This window comes from Shewanella algidipiscicola, from assembly GCF_900380485.1.
GTDB lineage: Bacteria > Pseudomonadota > Gammaproteobacteria > Enterobacterales > Shewanellaceae > Shewanella > Shewanella algidipiscicola.
Window position 1 is genome coordinate 1,254,092 of sequence record NZ_OXJV01000001.1, and the last position, 18,985, is coordinate 1,273,076.

Annotated in this window: 13 protein-coding genes and 3 tRNA genes; 8 read left to right on the forward strand and 8 right to left on the reverse strand. The window is 46.6% G+C overall.

All coding sequences use genetic code 11. The annotated features are described in order from the left end of the window. Window positions 1–231: 231 nt before the first annotated feature. The 3 genes from DN599_RS05620 to DN599_RS05630 form a co-directional block, all read right to left on the reverse strand. Window positions 232–307: transfer RNA gene (locus DN599_RS05620), tRNA-His, on the reverse strand. A 7-nt stretch (window positions 308–314) separates the two neighbouring features. Next, window positions 315–391: transfer RNA gene (locus DN599_RS05625), tRNA-Arg, on the reverse strand. Window positions 392–454: 63 nt separating this feature from the next. Continuing rightward, window positions 455–531, reverse strand: a tRNA-Pro gene (locus tag DN599_RS05630). Between the two features lie 455 nt (window positions 532–986). Here DN599_RS05630 and folD point away from each other — a divergent pair. Next, on the forward strand, window positions 987–1,841 hold the full coding sequence (gene folD / locus DN599_RS05635; RefSeq protein WP_110456624.1) for a bifunctional methylenetetrahydrofolate dehydrogenase/methenyltetrahydrofolate cyclohydrolase FolD: 855 nt from the start codon (window positions 987–989) through the stop codon (window positions 1,839–1,841). 85 nt (window positions 1,842–1,926) lie between these two features. On the opposite strand, the gene cysS is transcribed toward folD, so the two are convergent. Beyond that, window positions 1,927–3,306: a cysteine--tRNA ligase gene (gene cysS, locus DN599_RS05640; protein WP_110456625.1), complete on the reverse strand. Its 1,380-nt coding sequence runs from the start codon at window positions 3,304–3,306 to the stop codon at window positions 1,927–1,929. Window positions 3,307–3,561: 255 nt separating this feature from the next. Between cysS and DN599_RS05645 the strand changes: the two genes are divergently transcribed. Continuing rightward, window positions 3,562–4,056, forward strand: a complete 495-nt coding sequence (locus DN599_RS05645; protein WP_110456626.1) for a peptidylprolyl isomerase — start codon at window positions 3,562–3,564, stop codon at window positions 4,054–4,056. Window positions 4,057–4,103: 47 nt separating this feature from the next. Continuing rightward, the gene (locus tag DN599_RS05650; RefSeq protein ID WP_110456805.1) at window positions 4,104–4,820 is read left to right on the forward strand and encodes a UDP-2,3-diacylglucosamine diphosphatase; all 717 of its coding nucleotides are present in this window, start codon (window positions 4,104–4,106) and stop codon (window positions 4,818–4,820) included. 73 nt (window positions 4,821–4,893) lie between these two features. On the opposite strand, the gene miaE is transcribed toward DN599_RS05650, so the two are convergent. Further along, window positions 4,894–5,658 carry a tRNA isopentenyl-2-thiomethyl-A-37 hydroxylase MiaE gene (miaE, locus tag DN599_RS05655; RefSeq protein WP_110456627.1) on the reverse strand — a complete coding sequence of 255 codons (765 nt, stop codon included), beginning with the start codon at window positions 5,656–5,658 and terminating at the stop codon, window positions 4,894–4,896. Window positions 5,659–5,912: 254 nt separating this feature from the next. On the opposite strand from miaE, the gene DN599_RS05660 reads away from it, so the two are divergent. Then, window positions 5,913–6,509 carry a Yip1 family protein gene (locus tag DN599_RS05660; RefSeq protein WP_110456628.1) on the forward strand — a complete coding sequence of 199 codons (597 nt, stop codon included), beginning with the start codon at window positions 5,913–5,915 and terminating at the stop codon, window positions 6,507–6,509. A 219-nt stretch (window positions 6,510–6,728) separates the two neighbouring features. Here the strand turns inward: DN599_RS05660 and glnS are convergent, their stop codons facing one another. The 3 genes from glnS to DN599_RS05680 all read right to left on the reverse strand — a co-directional run bounded on the left by glnS (window position 6,729) and on the right by DN599_RS05680 (window position 11,113). Next, entirely contained in the window at window positions 6,729–8,399 is a 1,671-nt protein-coding gene (gene glnS / locus DN599_RS05665) for a glutamine--tRNA ligase (protein WP_110456629.1), read from the reverse strand. A 187-nt stretch (window positions 8,400–8,586) separates the two neighbouring features. Continuing rightward, the gene (feoB, locus tag DN599_RS05675) at window positions 8,587–10,881 is read right to left on the reverse strand and encodes a Fe(2+) transporter permease subunit FeoB (RefSeq protein WP_110456806.1); all 2,295 of its coding nucleotides are present in this window, start codon (window positions 10,879–10,881) and stop codon (window positions 8,587–8,589) included. Continuing rightward, window positions 10,874–11,113 (reverse strand): FeoA family protein, encoded by a 240-nt coding sequence (locus DN599_RS05680; protein WP_110456631.1) that lies wholly within the window; start codon window positions 11,111–11,113, stop codon window positions 10,874–10,876. The genes feoB and DN599_RS05680 overlap by 8 nt, the downstream gene beginning before the upstream one ends. 400 nt (window positions 11,114–11,513) lie before the next feature. On the opposite strand from DN599_RS05680, the gene DN599_RS05685 reads away from it, so the two are divergent. The 4 genes from DN599_RS05685 (at window position 11,514) to DN599_RS05700 (ending at window position 18,777) form a co-directional block, all read left to right on the forward strand. After that, entirely contained in the window at window positions 11,514–12,476 is a 963-nt protein-coding gene (locus tag DN599_RS05685; protein WP_110456807.1) for a DmsE family decaheme c-type cytochrome, read from the forward strand. A gap of 15 nt (window positions 12,477–12,491) precedes the next feature. Beyond that, entirely contained in the window at window positions 12,492–14,594 is a 2,103-nt protein-coding gene (locus DN599_RS05690) for an MtrB/PioB family decaheme-associated outer membrane protein (protein WP_110456632.1), read from the forward strand. A 32-nt stretch (window positions 14,595–14,626) separates the two neighbouring features. Continuing rightward, the gene (locus DN599_RS05695; protein ID WP_420820848.1) at window positions 14,627–16,549 is read left to right on the forward strand and encodes an OmcA/MtrC family decaheme c-type cytochrome; all 1,923 of its coding nucleotides are present in this window, start codon (window positions 14,627–14,629) and stop codon (window positions 16,547–16,549) included. Window positions 16,550–16,629: 80 nt separating this feature from the next. After that, window positions 16,630–18,777, forward strand: coding sequence for an OmcA/MtrC family decaheme c-type cytochrome (locus DN599_RS05700; protein ID WP_239473222.1), 2,148 nt, complete (start codon window positions 16,630–16,632; stop codon window positions 18,775–18,777). The last annotated feature ends 208 nt before the right edge of the window (window positions 18,778–18,985 follow it).

Below are 18,985 nucleotides of genomic sequence, written 5' to 3' on the forward strand. Positions count from 1 at the left end.
TCTTTTTGTAATAGCCGAATATTCAACTATTAAGGTATTCGTTTCTTGATCTAAAAAAACGACTAAAATGGCTTGGTAACTGAGTTTCGCAGTCGTCGCATATAGTTGAAATTTATCAAGACGCGACATTATAGCCACGGTTTTCTGCATAGTCGAGCCTCAAAGCTCGAATTACAGGCGTAAAAAAAGCGACTCAAGGTCGCTTTTTTTATTTTTCTTCTATGAAAGAAGTGGGGTGACTGATGGGGCTCGAACCCACGACAACCGGAATCACAATCCGGGGCTCTACCAACTGAGCTACAATCACCACTGTTTGGTACGCCCGGCAGGATTCGAACCTGCGGCCATCCGCTTAGAAGGCGGATGCTCTATCCAACTGAGCTACGGGCGCTTCGTTATGAACTAGGTTCATATCCTAACTGGGCAAATAACGTTTACACGCTACTTAAAAATTTGGTCGGTGATAGAGGATTCGAACCTCTGACCCTCTGGTCCCAAACCAGATGCGCTACCGGGCTGCGCTAATCACCGAAAGTATTACTTTGTTCGCTGTTTGACTAAGTCTCCCTGAGAACGGAGCGCATCTTATCCCCTCAGTTTAATACCGTCAACGATTATTTTTAAAAGCCTATTCACTTGCTTATTTTAACGACTATACGCCAATAATTTCATCTAATAGGCTAGGGCCTGTTATATGGAAGATAGTAATATTAAAATCGCTCTAAAAGTAAGCCAAAACGTTACTGCTTAATAGCTGATCATTATCTGAAGGACTATTTTAGCCATATTTTGTGCTACTGCTACATCTAAACAACTTTTAGCTCAACAGCCCACATCCAATACGCACTATACGCAAATTAGTCATCACTGGATTATTCGTATTTTAAAACGGTCTGTTATACAGCTAAATCAATGACACCGACCTATGCCCCTGTTAAAATGTCGCCGTTTTTATTATCGCGCCATATTAAGGAAATCCACCCCTCATGACAGCCCAAATAATCGATGGCAAAGCGATCGCCCAATCCATTCGAACTCAGTTAGCTATAAAAGTAACCGCCCGTAAAGAGGCTGGACAACGTGTTCCTGGCTTAGCCGTGATTCTTGTGGGAGCCGATCCGGCATCACAAGTCTATGTGGGCAGCAAAAGACGCGCCTGTGAGGAAGTAGGCTTCCTCTCGCAGTCATTTGACCTCCCCTCTGACACCTCTGAAGCTGATTTGCTTGCCTTGATTGATCAGTGTAATGAAGATACTGCAATCGATGGTATTTTAGTGCAATTGCCGCTGCCAGAGCACATTGAAGAGTCAAAAGTCATTGAACGTATCCGCCCCGATAAAGATGTCGATGGTTTCCATCCTTATAACGTCGGCCGTTTAGCCCAGCGCATCCCAGTGCTGCGCTCTTGTACACCAATGGGCATTATGACGTTAATCAAGTCAACTGGTGTCGATACTTATGGTTTAGATGCTGTGGTCGTTGGTGCATCTAACATAGTTGGCAGACCCATGACCTTAGAGTTGCTTCTTGCCGGCTGTACAACCACGACTTGCCATCGATTTACCCGCAATCTTGAAAGTAAGATCCGCGCTGCCGATTTAGTGATCGTTGCCGTAGGCAAAGCCAACTTTATTCCTGGTGAATGGATCAAACCCGGCGCTATAGTGATAGACGTGGGGATTAATCGTTTAGACGACGGTAAACTCGTTGGCGATATACAATTTGATGTTGCAGCCCAGCACGCCAGTTATATTACGCCAGTACCGGGTGGTGTTGGCCCAATGACCATTGCTAGCCTGTTAGAAAATACCTTGTACGCGGCAGAAAACTATCACGATTAATTAAGGTTAGCTGTTCGAGAAAGATAAAAAAATGCCTGCACTCAATAGTGCAGGCATTTTTATTGGTACGTCTTAGCAGCAAGCGCTATTTTTTACGCCACGTAGTGCCTTCTGGACCATCTTCTAAGATAACACCAAGGGCATTTAGGCCATCACGAGCCACATCAGCTGCAGCCCAATCTTTTTCTGTACGGGCGCGATTTCGCTCGGCAATTAACGCTTCAATTTGAGCAACTTCATCGTCACTCCCCTCACCTTTGAAAAAGGCATCGACATCTTGATCTAAAATACCCAGCACGTCGGCAAGCTGCTTCATACTAACACCAAGCGCTGAGGCCGCTGCCATGTCATCAACCTTAAGACGGTTGATCTCACGCACCATGTCAAACAACACTGAATAGGCTTCAGGCGTATTGAAATCGTCATCCATTGCCGCCTTAAATTTAGCAACAAACTCCTGTGCAGGTGAAGCATCGACCGTTAAATCTAACCCCTTTAACGCGGTATAAAGGCGCTCTAACGCGGCTTTAGCCTGTTTAAGATTGTCTTCAGAATAATTAAGCTGGCTACGATAATGACCCGATAAAAGGAAATAGCGCACCGTCGACGGGTCGTAATGTTCAAGCACATCACGAATGGTAAAGAAGTTGTTTAATGACTTGGACATCTTCTCTTTATCGACCATCACCATCCCTGTATGCATCCAGTAATTCACATAGGGCGTGTCGTGGGCACAGCAAGACTGGGCAATCTCATTTTCATGATGTGGGAACTGCAAGTCAGATCCACCGCCATGAATATCAAAGTGCTCGCCTAAATGCTTGCTGTTCATCGCAGAGCACTCAATATGCCAACCTGGACGACCCGGTCCCCATGGCGAATCCCACGTAGGTTCACCGGGTTTTGACATCTTCCATAAGACGAAATCCATAGGGTCGCGTTTATTCTCATCAACTTCAACGCGAGCACCGGCTTGCAGCTGATCTAAATTCTGACCTGACAAGCGCCCATATTCTGGAAATGAGGAAACACTAAAGAGGACATCGCCATCGTCTGCAATGTAAGCGTGATCACGCTCAATCAGACGCTCAACCATCTCGATAATTTCGGGAATATGTAACGTGGCACGCGGCTCAAAATCAGGGCGTTTCATATTAAGCGCATCAAAATCGCGGTACATCTCGCCAATTAAACGTTCGGTTAACGACTCGCAGCTTTCATTATTCTCTGCAGCACGTTTAATTATTTTGTCATCGACATCGGTAATATTACGCTGAAAGTTAACCTCATAACCGCTATAACGCAGATAGCGCACTATCATGTCAAAGCTAACAAATGTACGTCCATGACCAATATGACACAAATCATAGATGGTCACCCCGCAGACATACATGCCGACTTTACCTGGCTGTAATGGCTTAAATTCCTCTTTTTGGCGGGTAAGACTGTTGTATAGCTTCAACATTGAGATTCTCTATAATAAGTAATTGACAACAAAAGTGACTTCAGTCTATCACCTGAAAACCAGCGCTTCCAGCTTGATAGCGCTAATTTGCAGCGTTTTTTGTCCGCCAACACATTATCGACATTTTGCTGATTAAAAGCTCAGCAACTTGGTATTGTTCAAGGGGAAAAGTCAACGGAATGGCTTTATGCTACTGGTGGAATAGGCTAGAATCTTGCGTTATCTATCCCGTTACACACGATGAGAATGAATCAAATGATCATAATGCAAACCAATCACGGCGAAATCAAAATTGAATTAGATGCTGAAAAAGCCCCTGTTACCGCGGCTAATTTCACTCAATATGTTAAAGATGGTTTTTATGACGGTACCGTCTTTCACCGTGTTATCGACGGTTTTATGGTGCAAGGCGGTGGTTTCACCGAAGATATGACGCAAAAACGCGTGAATGAATCTATCGAGAATGAAGCCAATAATGGATTATCAAACACCGTTGGCACCATTGCAATGGCAAGAACATCAGATCCCCATTCAGCAACCGCTCAATTCTTCATTAATATCAACGATAACACCTTCCTCGATTTTAAAGCTGAATCGGCTCAAGGCTGGGGTTACTGCGTATTTGGTAAAGTGGTTGAAGGTATGGACGTGGTCAACAAGATAAAAGCCGTAGCCACTGGCAACCGCGGTATGCACCAAGATGTGCCACTGGAAACGGTTGTAATTGAAAAAGTGACGATTGCTGAATAATCAGCCTCTCTTAAGCCACTTTTATCACACCACCTGAGTATCACTTGTTGAATCACACTCTTTTCGTGGGCGATCTGCACCTGAGTGCCGATCGCCCCGACATCCTAGCGGCTTTTTATGCCTTCCTCGAGCTACACGCTAATCACTGTGATGCCTTATACATTCTTGGCGATCTATTTGAGGTGTGGGTAGGCGATGATCTGGCCGAGCCATTTGCCCTTGAACTGGCTGCGACACTCAAGCGGTTTGCAGCGCATACCCCTATCTATTTTATCCACGGCAACCGAGACTTTTTACTCGGTAAAGAGTACGCAGCCTTAGCCGGCATGATCCTGTTACCTGAAGTGCATTGCATCGATTTGTATGGGCAAACCGCAGTATTGCTACATGGCGATAGTCTGTGCACCTTAGACAAGGCCTATCAACGATTTCGTTGGTTTAGAAATCAATCGTGGGTTAAATTTATTTATGGTTTGCTCCCCCAAAAACGCCGTGTCGATATCGCCAGCGGACTGCGAAATAAGAGTCAACAGAGTAATCAGCAAAAAAGCGACACGATTATGGACGTTGAAAACCATGCGGTGACTGAGTTAATGGATAAAACAGGCGCCAGCTTGATGATCCACGGCCACACCCATAGGCCCAATGTTCACTCGCTCGCTGGAAACCGGCAACGTATTGTGGTCGGCGACTGGTACGATCAAGGTAGCGTATTAACGGTAACTCCCACCGAAGCCACATTAAGCTGCTTACCACTAAAATGAAGGGCAGCTTATCGCTGCCGACTAACTAAGCCTGTTATAACCATTCTGAATACCACATCACTCAACTAAGCAGTTAAACTGGGCAACCTGAATGAAATTTAAATTCATTATCTGGTGCACAAATTAACTGCGCTTCTATTTGTGCAAAATGAGCGACTCGCTGACTAATATCCTCCGCTGCAATAGCCTGAGCTAAAGTTAGATAGTCTTGATAATGGCGCGCTTCTGAGCGCAGCAATGAAATATAAAATTTTTGTAAGCCGTCGTCGAGATAAGGTGCTAATTTTGCGAAACGCTCACATGAGCGGGCCTCGATAAAGGCGCCCACTATCAGCTTATCAATAAGTGTGGCTGGCTCATGAGTACGTACCTGTTGCATCATCCCTTTGGCGTAGCGTCCAGCCGTTAAGTTTTGATAAGGGATATTTCGCGCCTGCATGATCTCAAGTACCTGCTCAAAATGATGAAACTCCTCTTTAATCAGCCTGACCATTTTCGCAATCAGATCGGCACTATAATCGACACCAGACTTAGGTGTTAGCTCGCCTAAAAGCTCATTTTTTTTTACATCTCTTGCTAAAAATTCAGTAATAGAACGTTGCTTGTTATAGACAAACTCCTCATAAGGCTTAGCCCAACTAAGCAATAACTCTCCACTGGCTTTATCGATCGCATACTTACGAATTAAAAACATCGCCGTCTGCGCCGCCTTAAGCTCACAATTACAATGATCAATTAATAAGGCAGGCAGTTGTTTAGGCTCTGTTGCCCGTACAATCCACTCATCAGGGGTCTCACATTGTAAAAAATCTTGAATTGGCGCTAGTAAGGCTTGCATTAATGGACTCTAAATAGATGGTTTTACACAGGCGCGCATTTTAACAAAAAATCGCGCCGATAGGCATATTCTCATCACTAAGATGTCAACGTCACCTTGACTAGTCAGAGTTTATGTCCAATAAATTAACTATACTGTCACGGTGACGTGACGGTTTTTGAAGCCTAGGGTCTATGGGTTGCAGACCAGAAGGCATAACAGGTTCGTCTGTAGTTTGGCGAGCGTAAGATTAAAGCTAAACAAGGATAACTATAATGATATTGAATCACTTAATGGGGTTATACACTCATCCTAAGGAAGAGTGGCACACTATTGAACAAAACCACGAAGCGGTAAAAAGTAGTCTTAGTCATGTGTTATTAATTGCACTTATACCCGCCATTTGCACCTATTTTGCCTCCACCTCTATTGGATGGGACTTGGGGGTATCGGATCCTCTATTTCTCACCAAGACCAGCGCGTTAATGATGTCTATCAGTATGTATTTTGGGCTTATTGTTGGAGTCTTTGCATTAGCTTACTTAGCATTTTGGATGGCTAAAACGTTCGATGCTACGCCAAGTTTTACTCAAGCTCTAGAGCTGGCTGCTTACACCGCTACGCCACTATTTATGGTAGGATTGGCCGCCCTATACCCATCACTTTGGTTTATGATGGTGGTCGGCTTGGCAGGACTTAGCTATTCGGTATATTTACTCTACACTGGCGTGCCTATCATCATGAATATCCCCGAAGAGAAAGGCTTTATTTACGCAAGTTCTGTGGTCACTGCTGGCTTAGTGCTCTTGGTGGCATTAATGGCCTCTAGCATCATTTTATGGAGCCTAGGGCTTGGCCCCATATATCAATAACATCTTTTGCTGATGGCTTGAAACACAAAAACTTGCACCATAATGAAAAGTTACATACACCATTGGCTATTAGACTAACTCAATATGCTGGTCGCGCAACGGAACATTGTTTTAAAAACAGAAAGATTGTAAACAAAAAAAGTAAAACAAAAAGGCCTTAGGATATCCTAAGGCCTTTTGCTAAATGCTCGCGGTTATATACCAGCGTATTTGGCACGATTAATTTGATGAGTCTCTTAATGCAACCGTCAGGTTAAACACTAGGTTGTCAGGGGTTGAATCCTTACTGTCGGCGCAGAAATACCCTTCGCGCTCAAACTGATATGCTTTCTCTGCAGGGGCATTAACCAAACCCGCTTCAACCAAGCCATGCTTAACCACGAGTGAATTAGGGTTTAATACCTCATCCACAGTAGCGGCCGCAGCTGGATTAGGCTGACTAAATAACTTGTCGTACAGACGCAATTCGGCTTTCACTGCAGTAGTGGCTTCAACCCAATGGATCACACCTTTAACTTTACGGCCATCCGCAGGGTTTTTACCCAATGTGTCCTTGTCATAAGTACAGTAGATGGTCGTTACATTACCATCTGCGTCTTTATCACAACGTTCAGCTTTAATCACATAAGCATTACGTAAACGCACCTCTTTACCTTGCACCAAACGTTTGTACTTTTTGTTCGCCTCTTCACGGAAATCATCGGCATCGATGTAAATTTCACGGCCAAAGGCAAGCTCACGTTGACCCATCGACTCAATTGTTGGGTGCGCTGGTGCACTTAAACGCTCAATGTGATCTGCTGGATAGTTTTCAATAACCAGCTTCACCGGATTAATCACGGCCATGGCTCGTGGTGCATGTTCGTTTAATTCTTCACGAATACACGCATCAAGCATGCCTACTTCGACCATATTATCTTGTTTAGTCACACCGATACGGCGACAAAACTCACGGATAGAGGATGGGGTATAGCCACGGCGGCGAAGACCTGCAATGGTTGGCATACGCGGATCATCCCAACCCGAAACCAGTTCACGCACCACTAAGTCGTTGAGCTTACGCTTAGACATCAGGGTGTATTCAAGGTTTAAGCGTGAGAATTCATATTGACGCGTACGGTTCGGCGCCTGAAAATCATTTAAATTATCTAATACCCAATCATACAAGCGACGATTGTCTTGGAACTCTAAGGTACACAAAGAGTGAGTAATATTTTCAATCGCATCCGAAATACAATGGGTAAAGTCGTACATCGGGTAGATGCACCACTTATCGCCAGTCTGATGATGATGAGCAAAACGAATACGGTAAATAATAGGATCGCGCATGCACATAAAGGGGGATGCCATATCGACCTTAGCCCGTAGCGAACATTCCCCCTCTTTAAACTCACCCTTGCGCATCTTTTCAAACAGCTCAAGGTTTTCTGCAACCGAGGTATCGCGGTAAGGACTGTTCTTACCTGGCTCTTTTAAGGTGCCACGATATTCACGTGTTTGTTCACCATTAAGAAAACAGACATAGGCCAAACCTTTGTTGATTAATTCAACCGCATACTGATGTAATTTATCAAAGTAATTAGATGAATAACGAACATCACCATCCCACTGAAATCCTAACCACTGCACGTCGGCCTGAATAGAGTTAACGTAATCGATATCCTCTTTCTCAGGATTGGTATCATCAAAACGTAAGTTACATAGCCCTTTATAATCTTGCGCTAAACCGAAATTTAAACAGATCGATTTGGCATGACCAATATGAAGGTAGCCATTTGGCTCTGGTGGGAAACGAGTGTGCACCTGTGTGTGCTTACCGCTTGCTAAATCTTCATCTATGATATTACGAATGAAGTTACTTGGACGAACTTCAGTGCCCGCATGACTCATGGAAATCCTCTTTGCCAACAGTGCTATGACCAATCGAGATTGTAGTCGATCGGTATCGATTAGGGAAAACCTGCATATTCCTACAGATCAGGCTGAGTTACAACGGCTGAAAGGTAAAAAGCCCTATCATTTATCGCAAAAACAAAAAAGCAGCGACCATTCGCTGCTTTTTGAGTCAGAGTGATCTCTATTCGGTCACTATGTTAACCACGGGGATCACTGTTTGTGCTCTTTTACCTTTATGCTTCAACCACAGATAAAAGCCGATTAGTGCCACCGCAAAGAAACCTATCCACAGGCTAGATTGCAATGGATGCTGAGCAAATGTCGCCGCCTGATAAAACACGGTAGCAGTACCATAGGCTAAAGCAAAAGTCCAAGTCCCGGCAAAGGCCGCCCAACGTGAACCAAACTCACCGACTAACGCTCCCATTGCGGCAACACACGGGGTATATAACAAAATAAACAACAGATAAGCAAATGCGGCAGTCGTGCCCGCAAAGCCAGCTTTCAAGGCACTAAAGGTTGAGGTATCAACCACTAACTCATCTGCTGCCGACTCTTGGTTTGAAATGTCTCCCACCGACATTGACAAGGGATCTTCAGGTGCAATACCAAACAGGTTTTCAGGTATGGTGGCTAATGCCTCACTAATACTCTCAGATAATGGCGTTAACTCGCCATCATCATGACTCGCCGTCGAGTAAAGGCTATTTAAGGTTCCTACAACGGCTTCTTTAGCAAAGATACCAGTGATGATCCCAACAGTGGCAGGCCAATTATCTTGCTCGATGCCCATGGGCGCAAACAGTGGAGTCACCTTTTGGCTAGCCACACTTAACACCGACTCGGAGCTATCTTCATGACCGAAAGAGCCATCAATGCCAATCGCATTGACAAAGTTAAGTAAAGTCACCACGATGACGATGGTCTTACCCGCGCCTTTGATAAAGCTCTTGGTGCGTTTACCTGTTCGAGTCATCACCGTCTTGAATTTAGGCGTCTCGTAATTAGGCAGTTCCATTACCACAGCACTACTTGAACCAGGAAGTAGCGTAGAGCGTAGCAATAAGCCGGTCCCCACCGCTGCGATAATACCTATGATATAGAGCAAGAAAACTAAGTTTTGCCCTGATTCGGTAAAAAATGCGGCAGCAAACAAGGCATACACAGGCAGACGAGCACCACACGACATGAAAGGTGCCATCATGCCCGTCACGATGCGTTCACGCTCACTGCCCAAAGTACGTGTCGCCATAATGGCAGGGACTGAACAGCCAAAGCCTACAATCATAGGCACAAACGCTTTACCCGGCAGGCCGATACGACGCATTAGCCCGTCAACCACAAAAGCGGCGCGCGCCATATAACCAGATCCTTCCAATATTGATAGCGCTAAAAATAGGGCCGCTATCACTGGGATGAAGGTCGCGACCGTCTGAATACCTTGACCAAGCCCACCTGCCAAAATCGTCACAAGCCAATCAGGAAAACTGAGACTGCTCATCAAAGCACCAAAATGGTCAACAAACAGAGCACCGGCAACAATATCGAAAAAATCAATAAAAGCACTGCCCACGTTAATACTGAACATGAACATCAAGTACATCACAAACAGAAAAACAGGCACCCCAGCCACAGGATGTAAGGCTATCTTATCTAAACGATCACTTAAGGTGGGTGCATTGCTGCTAATTACTGATTGATCAAACACCTGCTGCACAAAATCAAAGCGCGTCGCCGCGATCATAATTTCGATATCTTTACCTTGCGCAGCTAATGCTTCGGAACACTGAGAAACTTCAGTCAACATTTGGCCATTTTTACACTGGCCACAACCTAAACCATTGGCTAGCATCGCCAACGCTCGACCGCGGCTAAGCTGAGGATCGCGGCTATGTAGCGCCTCAATACCACGTTCAATTTCATTATCGTATGGTAATACCAAGGGCGCCTCAGAAACTTTGCCCTCGAGTAAATTAACAACTTGGCTTTTAACCTGCTCAATATCGCCCGCCTCACGAGAGCATACTGCAATCACAGGGCAACCCAGTTGCTGACTCATTTCGGCAACATTGATATCGATACCCTGGGCCTTAGCAACATCTATTTTATTAACCACCACCACCATAGGGATACCCAGCTCACGCAGCTGGACGGTTAAATAAAGGTGGCGCTCAATATTCGTGGCATCGACCAAATTAATAATGGCATCCATATTGGTGTCGGCTAAATATTGTTGAGCAACTTGCTCATCGAGTGAGCAGTCACAACTGCTGCCCGCTGGGAGAAGGTCGTAAATACCTGGCAAATCAGTTAATAAAACCTCCGCCCCATGGAGGGTAAATTGCCCCGTTTTCTTTTCAACTGTAACGCCAGACCAATTACCAACCTGTTGATTAGCCCCCGTTAACGCATTAAATAACGTCGATTTACCCGCATTAGGGTTACCGACAGTGACACAATGAAATTGGTTAGCCATGGGTAACATCCACCTCTATAACATCTGCTAAATCTTTACGCATACATAATTTGCTACCGCGAATAGCCAACTCTACACCTGTGCCTAATGGCGCTCGTCTGAGCATAGTGAAAGCAGTGTTGGGGGTGATCCCCATGGATAATAGCTTACGCTTAACAACGGAAGGCAGATTAATCTGGCCCACTTCGGCGATAACAGCACACTCGCCGGGCTTTAATTCGCTTAATTTCATATCGTATATCTACCTTTTCAGGCCTCGAAAGAGCTTAATTAGCACCGATTTTAACGGAGCATGGCTTAAAAAAACTTTATCTAGATCAATGTTTGAGATCGTAAACGATAATAGTTTTCAATTGTATTTTGTATTATGTGATAGAACTCTCAACGAGTAAAACCCTTTATGCGATTGATAATGATTTTCATTAAGAACTTATTTTACCCGCCGCATAGGACAAAGTTGTGACCGGCGTCACAATTAAGTATTGCTCCCTAACATAAGCCATCAAAAAAACCAGTAAATAACCATTTATTTACACACTTGTCACATTTAAGTCCTATTATTTACCTTTGGTAATTTAGTCAAAAATGAAACATAACAACTAAAACAACTTATGTGCTTGGGACGAATAATGATGAATATGGACGCAACAGGGATAAAGCCCCTAATCCAAGGAAGTTTTATCGCTATCTTGGTGCTATTAAGCATCAATGTAATGGCTACCCCGCCGGATGAACAATCGGCTCTGGAGATAGAGCAGATACTCGATAAGAAATTTGCTGAAGGTCAGTACTCAGCCAAAGGCGCAGATAGCTGTTTAACTTGTCACCGTAAAAGCCAAACTGTGATGGCACTATTCGACGGTGTCCATGGTAGCACCGCCCTTAAAGGCTCCCCCATGGCCGATCTTCAATGTGAAGCCTGTCATGGTCCACTGGGAAAGCATAACAAAGGCGGTAAAGAGCCGATGATCACCTTCGGTGCCAACTCTCCTGTACCGCCAGCAAAACAAAATAGTGTTTGTATGAGCTGCCATAATGATGATCAACGCATGGCTTGGAATGGGAATCACCATGATACCGCCGACGTGGCCTGCGCCGACTGCCATAAAGTCCACACTGCGCATGACCCAATATCCACTCGAGCCCAAGAAGTGGCCGTGTGCACCAGCTGCCACGCCCAGCAAAAAGCGGATATGCACAAACGCAGTGCTCACCCAATGCAATGGCAACAAATGGTTTGCAGTGATTGCCATAACCCTCACGGTAGCCTCAGTGATGCCAGCCTCAAACAGATGAGTGTTAACGACAACTGCTACGCCTGCCATGCAGAGAAACGCGGTCCTAAGTTGTGGGAGCATGCCCCCGTCACAGATAATTGTGCCAGTTGCCACAACCCGCACGGCAGCGTTAATGAAACTATGCTAATCGCTAAACCACCACAATTATGCCAGCAATGCCATGCATCAGACGGCCATACATCTAACGCGGTGTTTGGCAACACGACTAATGCCTTTAATGCAGGCCAAAGTTGTATGAATTGTCACAGCCAAGTACACGGTTCCAACCATCCATCAGGCAAGCTGCTGCAGCGTTAACAGGGAGTATTAGCAATGACACATCACACTAGAGTTCCCTTACGCCTCAGCACGCTGGTATTGGCAATCCTCAGCACTACCGTGCTTGGCGAAGGGTATGGCTTAGCATCGGCCAATCGTGACAACCTTAAAACTGAGGCTTGGCAGTGCAAGCGTTGTGTCAGCAATACAGGCACTCACGGTACTATCGGCGTAGGCGTTGCTCATAACGATGGCGAAGACAGCCATTTTGGCAATACCAGCGGTACCGATAAAGATGGCGTGGTAGCAAGCCTAGAGGGAGATATACATCATAGGGCAGCATCGGGTTACCAAACCCACTTTACTGCCGACAAACTGGGTTACGATAATGGATTCGCTCAGCTCACCACTGGTAAACCTGGTCAATACAACATATCGGCCGCCTACCGCGCTATCGCCCACTATGATACCAATCAGGCTTTAACCCCCTACCACATTCAAGCCGATGCGTGGCAGCTGCCTCAGCAATGGCAAACTGGCGCAACTACCGCGCAGATGACCGACCTACAAAGCAGCATACAACCAACGTCATTACAGGTAGAGCGGGATCGCTACAACTTAGATGCCAGCTATATCGGCAGCTTCTATCGCGCCGAACTGGGCTATCAGTATGAGCAGCGCCAAGGACATCGCCGTGCCAGTGGCAACCTACTCACTAACAGTACCATGCTGACAGAACGTATCGATGATGCCACCGATAATGTGACCGCTAAAATTTACCTTAACGGAACAAACTGGTTAGCAGGAATAGAGACGCAGCTCAGCCATTACAAGAACGATCAACAAGCCCTGCGTTGGCAATCGGCTTTTACTCCCACCTTTGGCGCCGCATACTCTGGCCAAAATGCGGTATCACCCGACAATAAAGCCTACCGTATTGCAGGCAATACCCAGTTATCCAGTGGGACTCAGCACGTATTGATGCATATAGGTTTTACCCGTATGACCCAAGATCAGTCCTACTTACCCGCCACCATTAATGGCCCCTCTCCTGTGCTGCCAACGGATAACTTAGCGGGCCAAGTTGATATTACCGAAATGAAACTCAACTATTCAGGCCGGGTCTCTCGAGCATTGTCGCTGCGGGCCAGTTATGACTACCGTGACAGGGACAACAAAACTCAAGTTGATCGCTATCCACAGATCATCACCGACAGCTACCTCAGTGGTTACGCACACAATCTCGAATATGATCGCACCGCACAGCAGGCCAAACTTGCGGCTAAATATCGACTGAATCGCGCCGCGTATATCGATATAGGCTACGACTATGATCACAATAATTACAGTGATTTAGACAGACAAAGCCTGCAAGAGTCGACGCTATTTGCCAAAATACATTATCGCATTTCTACCCAATGGCAAGTCTGGCTCAAAGCCAGCGGTAGCGATAGAACCGGTAGCGAATACTCACCAGTCAGCACCACAGTAAGCCCTAGCAACCCGTTGTTAAGAAAAAGCTATTTGGCAGACCGTGAGCGCCAACGTTACGGACTATACGGCAGCTACGCCACTGGTGCCTTCTCAGCCAGCGCCAACGCACATTGGATGCAAGATGATTACACTGACACCCTTATTGGGCTCACAAAAGTCGATACTCAAGGCTATGATCTGTCGGCACAATACGCCGTCAACGACAATATCAACCTCAACGCCTTTGTTAATCAAGATTGGCGCGATAGCGACCAAGCTGGCAGTAGCAATTTTGGCGCGCCTAACTGGTATGCCACTTCGGCGGCAAAATCAACTCTGATCGGCGCTGGATTAGATTACGCTAACCTACTAGATAACAAGCTTAAATTAGGAATCGATTACACTTATGCCGATGGGCAAAACGATACCGAGGTGATCCAAGGTCTGCGTTCCCCCTATGACAGTTACTATTCAACTAGACACACGCTCAATACCTTTGCTAACTACCAAATTAGCGACAAATTTGGACTGCGTTTCGATTGGATTTTTGAACAATACCAAGATGCTGACTGGGCAAATGAAGGGCTAGCGCCAAACAGCATTCCGAATGTGTTGAGCTTTGGCGATTTAAGCCACGATTACAATGCCCACTATTTTGGGCTGACATTAAGTTATCAACTCTAACTGATGCCAACGACCAAATTTCCAAGGAAGAGATGATGAAAAAAATGACCCACCTTAACCGTTACGCTGCCACGCTAGCAGTGGCTTTTATCCTCAGCGCCTGCGGTGGCGATGATGGCACCCCAGGTCAACCTGGAGAGCCTGGCGGCCCACCAGCAATGACGGTCGATACCTTAAAAATCGCTATCGATGATGTCAGTATGCAGTCTGGTATTGCCACCGTTAACTACCGTGTCACCAACCAAGATGATGAACCGGTTGTTGGCGTGGCAAGCGCTACCTTTATCGCCGCGCAGTTGCTACCCCAAGGTTACACTAACGCGGGCAATAGCTCGCAATGGCAGTTTTTTACCTCACAAAACTGCCCTGCTAGGTGTACTGGGGATTATGTCGACTATAAAAATGGCGACTACAGCTACACCTTTGATGCCCCCTTTGATGGCATGAATGACATTAGTTACCAAGCAGGAGCAACCCAACGACTCGTCATAAAAATGGGCGGTGACAGCCTAGCCGATGGCACAGTGCTCCCGGTGACCAATCAGCATATTGACTGGCAAGCACCCACAACGGGGCCAAGTGCAGAGCCAGCTTACACCCGCAACATAGTGACCATGGCGACCTGTAATAGCTGCCATAATGACTTAGCCTTTCATGGTAGTAACTACAACCAAATAGAAACCTGCGTCACTTGTCATAATGCCGATAGAGTCAGCAATCCAGACAATATTTTTCCACAGATGGTACACGCCAAACACTTATCGGGCTTCCCTGGCTCTTTGGCTAACTGCCAAACATGCCATGTGGCTGATGATACCTTAAGTGAAAACCATAATTGGACTCGGGTTCCGACCATGGAGGCTTGCGGTGCTTGCCACAACAATATTGACTTTAAAGCAGGCCAAGGGCATCCAGCGCAAGCCGACAATGCTAACTGTATCGCCTGTCACAACCCAGATTGGACCGCCAATGTGCACAACGACGGTGGTAATGATGAGGCCCTAGGCCAGTTTGAAGCCAGCATCACATCTGCATCACTCAGTGGTGATACAGTCTCCTTTACCCTGAGCTTACGTAACCCTGCATCGGGCCAGCTTTATACAGACAGTGCCAACAACCTTAATTTCGTCGCCGATCTCCGTGTATACGCTAATTGGGGAACCAGCTTCGATTACGCCACACGTTCGCCACGCTCCATTCGCTTGCAAGAGGAAGTCCCCATAGCTGGCAGCGATGGTCGCTATAGCTATCAAATCACTGGCGTCACAGTGCCCACTGGCACCGAGATGGATTTAGGCGCCTTAGCCATACAAGGCAAGGTTTGTGCCGCCAATGGCGTATTAGGCGACTGTAGTGACACCACAAACAGTGAAGTTAACATCAAGTCGAGCCACCAATTCTTTAGCGCACAAGCACTAAGCGATAGCGGTCGACGAGTCGTGGTCACTAATGACACTTGTGGGAGTTGTCATGGCGATCAACAACTTAATTTCCACGGATCACGCAATGATTTAGAAGGGCAATGTCAGCTGTGTCATAACCCTAATATGGTTGCCGATGCCACCGATAACCCCTCTACCGCCACCGCCGATTACAAGCACCTAGTGCATGGGATACACAGTGGCCAACGTGAAGGTTATGAGTCGATTAACTATCCTGGAAACTTAGGTAATTGTGCGCAGTGTCATAACCAACAAGCTGGCGTATTAACCGCAGGATTGCCACTGTATGCGGGCGTAAAACCACTGGCCATTACGGGCGATTTATACACTAGCCCTACCGCCGCCATCTGCAGCGATTGCCACGCCAGTGATAGCGCCACCAACCATATGGTGCAGCAAGGCGCCGTATTTAAGGGTTCCTTAGCCGATGCCAACGCCTTGACCGAAAGCTGTACCACCTGTCACGGTCAAGGCGCAAGCGCCGATGTACTCAAGGTTCACCCGATCAAGTAATAACGATGTGCGCTAGGTGCTCTCTAGCGCACATCTCTTAAGCGACTTTTGAAAACGCACAATTTATGGAACGCATAATTATGGATATAAAAGCAAAAGGTACCCCATGGAGTGTTATCGCTCTGGCGTGTAGCACGTTATTAATCGGTTGCGGCAGTGACGGAGACGATGGCAAAGATGGCGTCGATGGCCCTATTGGAGTCAATATTGATTCAACATCGACCATCATGGCTGAATTTACCCAAGCCTCAATTACAGATGGTGTCGTCAGCGTTGATTTTAAATTAGAAAACGCCAATGGCGTTGCAGTGCTGGGCCTTAATAAAGACTATGATATCCGTTTTGGTATCGCGCAACTGGCGCCGGTTACAGAGACAATCGAGGGTGAGGTTTATGATAGGGGTTTACAGTGGCAGGCCTATATTAATACCTTGAAAGAACCGGGCACACTGCCGGATGATGCTACCGGGCTAAATCCATCGCCACAGTATCAAGCCAATGTCGAAGCCGCCAGCAACTGTGACGATTGCCTTGTCGACAACCTCGATGGCAGCTATAGCTACACTTTCCAGCAAAATATCGCCAACGTTACCGAGCCGCTGACGATTACTTATGGTGCCGACAATACCCACAGAGTGACGTTAGAATTAGAATTGGAACAAGCAACGGCCAATGCCCATCACGATTGGCAGCCCTCAACAGGCGCTACTGATGACATTCAAACCCGCAATGTTGTGACTATTGACAGCTGTTTCACCTGTCATCAGCCAGAAAGCTTAGCACTGCATGGCGGTCGACGCATCGCATTAGAAAACTGCGCCAGTTGTCATACATCAACCTCGGGCGATCCTGAAAGCGGTAACAGCGTCGACTTTACTTACATGATCCATGCCATTCATAAAGGGCAAGACAGGCAAATCAGCACCCCAGATGGATTGATACCTGCGCCTTATAAGATTGTGGGTTATGGCGGTAGTTTACACGACTATGGCAAAGTCACCTTCCCGCAAAAGCCTGCCGCCAATTGTGCCTCATGCCATGTTGAAGGCGCTGGTGCTCCGGCTAATGCGGATCTGTTTAAAGCCGATCTGAGCAACACGGCATGTGTCGCATGTCACAGCGAAAAGCCCTCACAAAATCATACTGATACCAACTGTATGGCCTGCCATAACGCCACCGATACGTACCCAGGTACAGGCAATGCGGAAAAACGTCATGGTGACGTATTACAAGCATATGTTGACGCCGAAGCCATGGGAGTCAGCTTTAGTAATATCGGGCTCGATGCCAGCGGTAAACTGATGTTTGATGTACAAGTGACCGATGCTAGTGGCGCACCTATTGCCAGTGAGTTTGTCGATCAAAGTACCCGAGTCGTAGTCGCATGGGATACTGACAAAGATTACCCCGCGTATGCCGATGCTCCTTATAGCGGTCGCCGTATACGTTTATCTGAAGGTAGCTATGATGCCGCCACCATGACTTACACTTTACTTGGCAGCAACTTCGATATGCCTGCAGATGCCGATGGTAAAACCTTCGAATTATGGTCAACCATTGAGGTCTGTTTCAATAATGGCGGTTATGGTGTGGCCCAAGTGGTCATGACAGCCTGTAGCGATAACACCCGCAGCGTTGCCGTTAAAGAGCCGCCTTATCAGTTTGTCTGGGCAGGCTCAGGCCTCGATGCTAACGCACAAACGGCCATGCGCCGCAGTATTATCGACAGTGCTAAATGTCAGGGCTGTCATAATCAAGAAAATCATCACTATAACAACGGCTACAATTGTCAGACTTGTCATACCGCTGATAAAACGACCCGTTCTGACAGTGACTATCCAGGTGGCCAAAAATCCACAAGTTTTGCCTTTAAAGCGCATGAGGCGCCAGGCCACTACCTCAAATATGCCGGAGTGCAATCGGGCACCGTCTTAAAAACTGATTGTAGTACCTGTCATACCGACAATGGTATTGCACTGGGCCGCGCAAGTGAGCGCGTATGGCGCTATGGTGACACCACTACCGGAGCCGATATCTGGGTTTCGTCAGATGCAGGTACCTGTTTAAGCTGTCACCAGAAATACCTCAGTGACGCTGGCGCAAGTCATATTGAAACCAATGGCGGTATTCTCGATGGTACTAGCGTCGATGATGTCAGAACCCGAGCGGCAGAAGCCTGTTCGACCTGTCACACCCCCACGCAATTGCGCTCAATCCACGGTGGATAATCTACAACGTTAACCTGATGTCCTAGCCGCTAGGGAACACCTTAGCGGCGAAAGCCCATACCTTAACCGTGAATTGGCTAGCTGATTCAGGCTTTAAAAGACATTAAACCCCAAAGGAGGCTTGCCTCCTTTTTTTACTGCCCAGCAATAAACTGTAACCCCAGCAATTAAAGCCACTAGAATAATCCACTTTATCTCAATCGGCTTT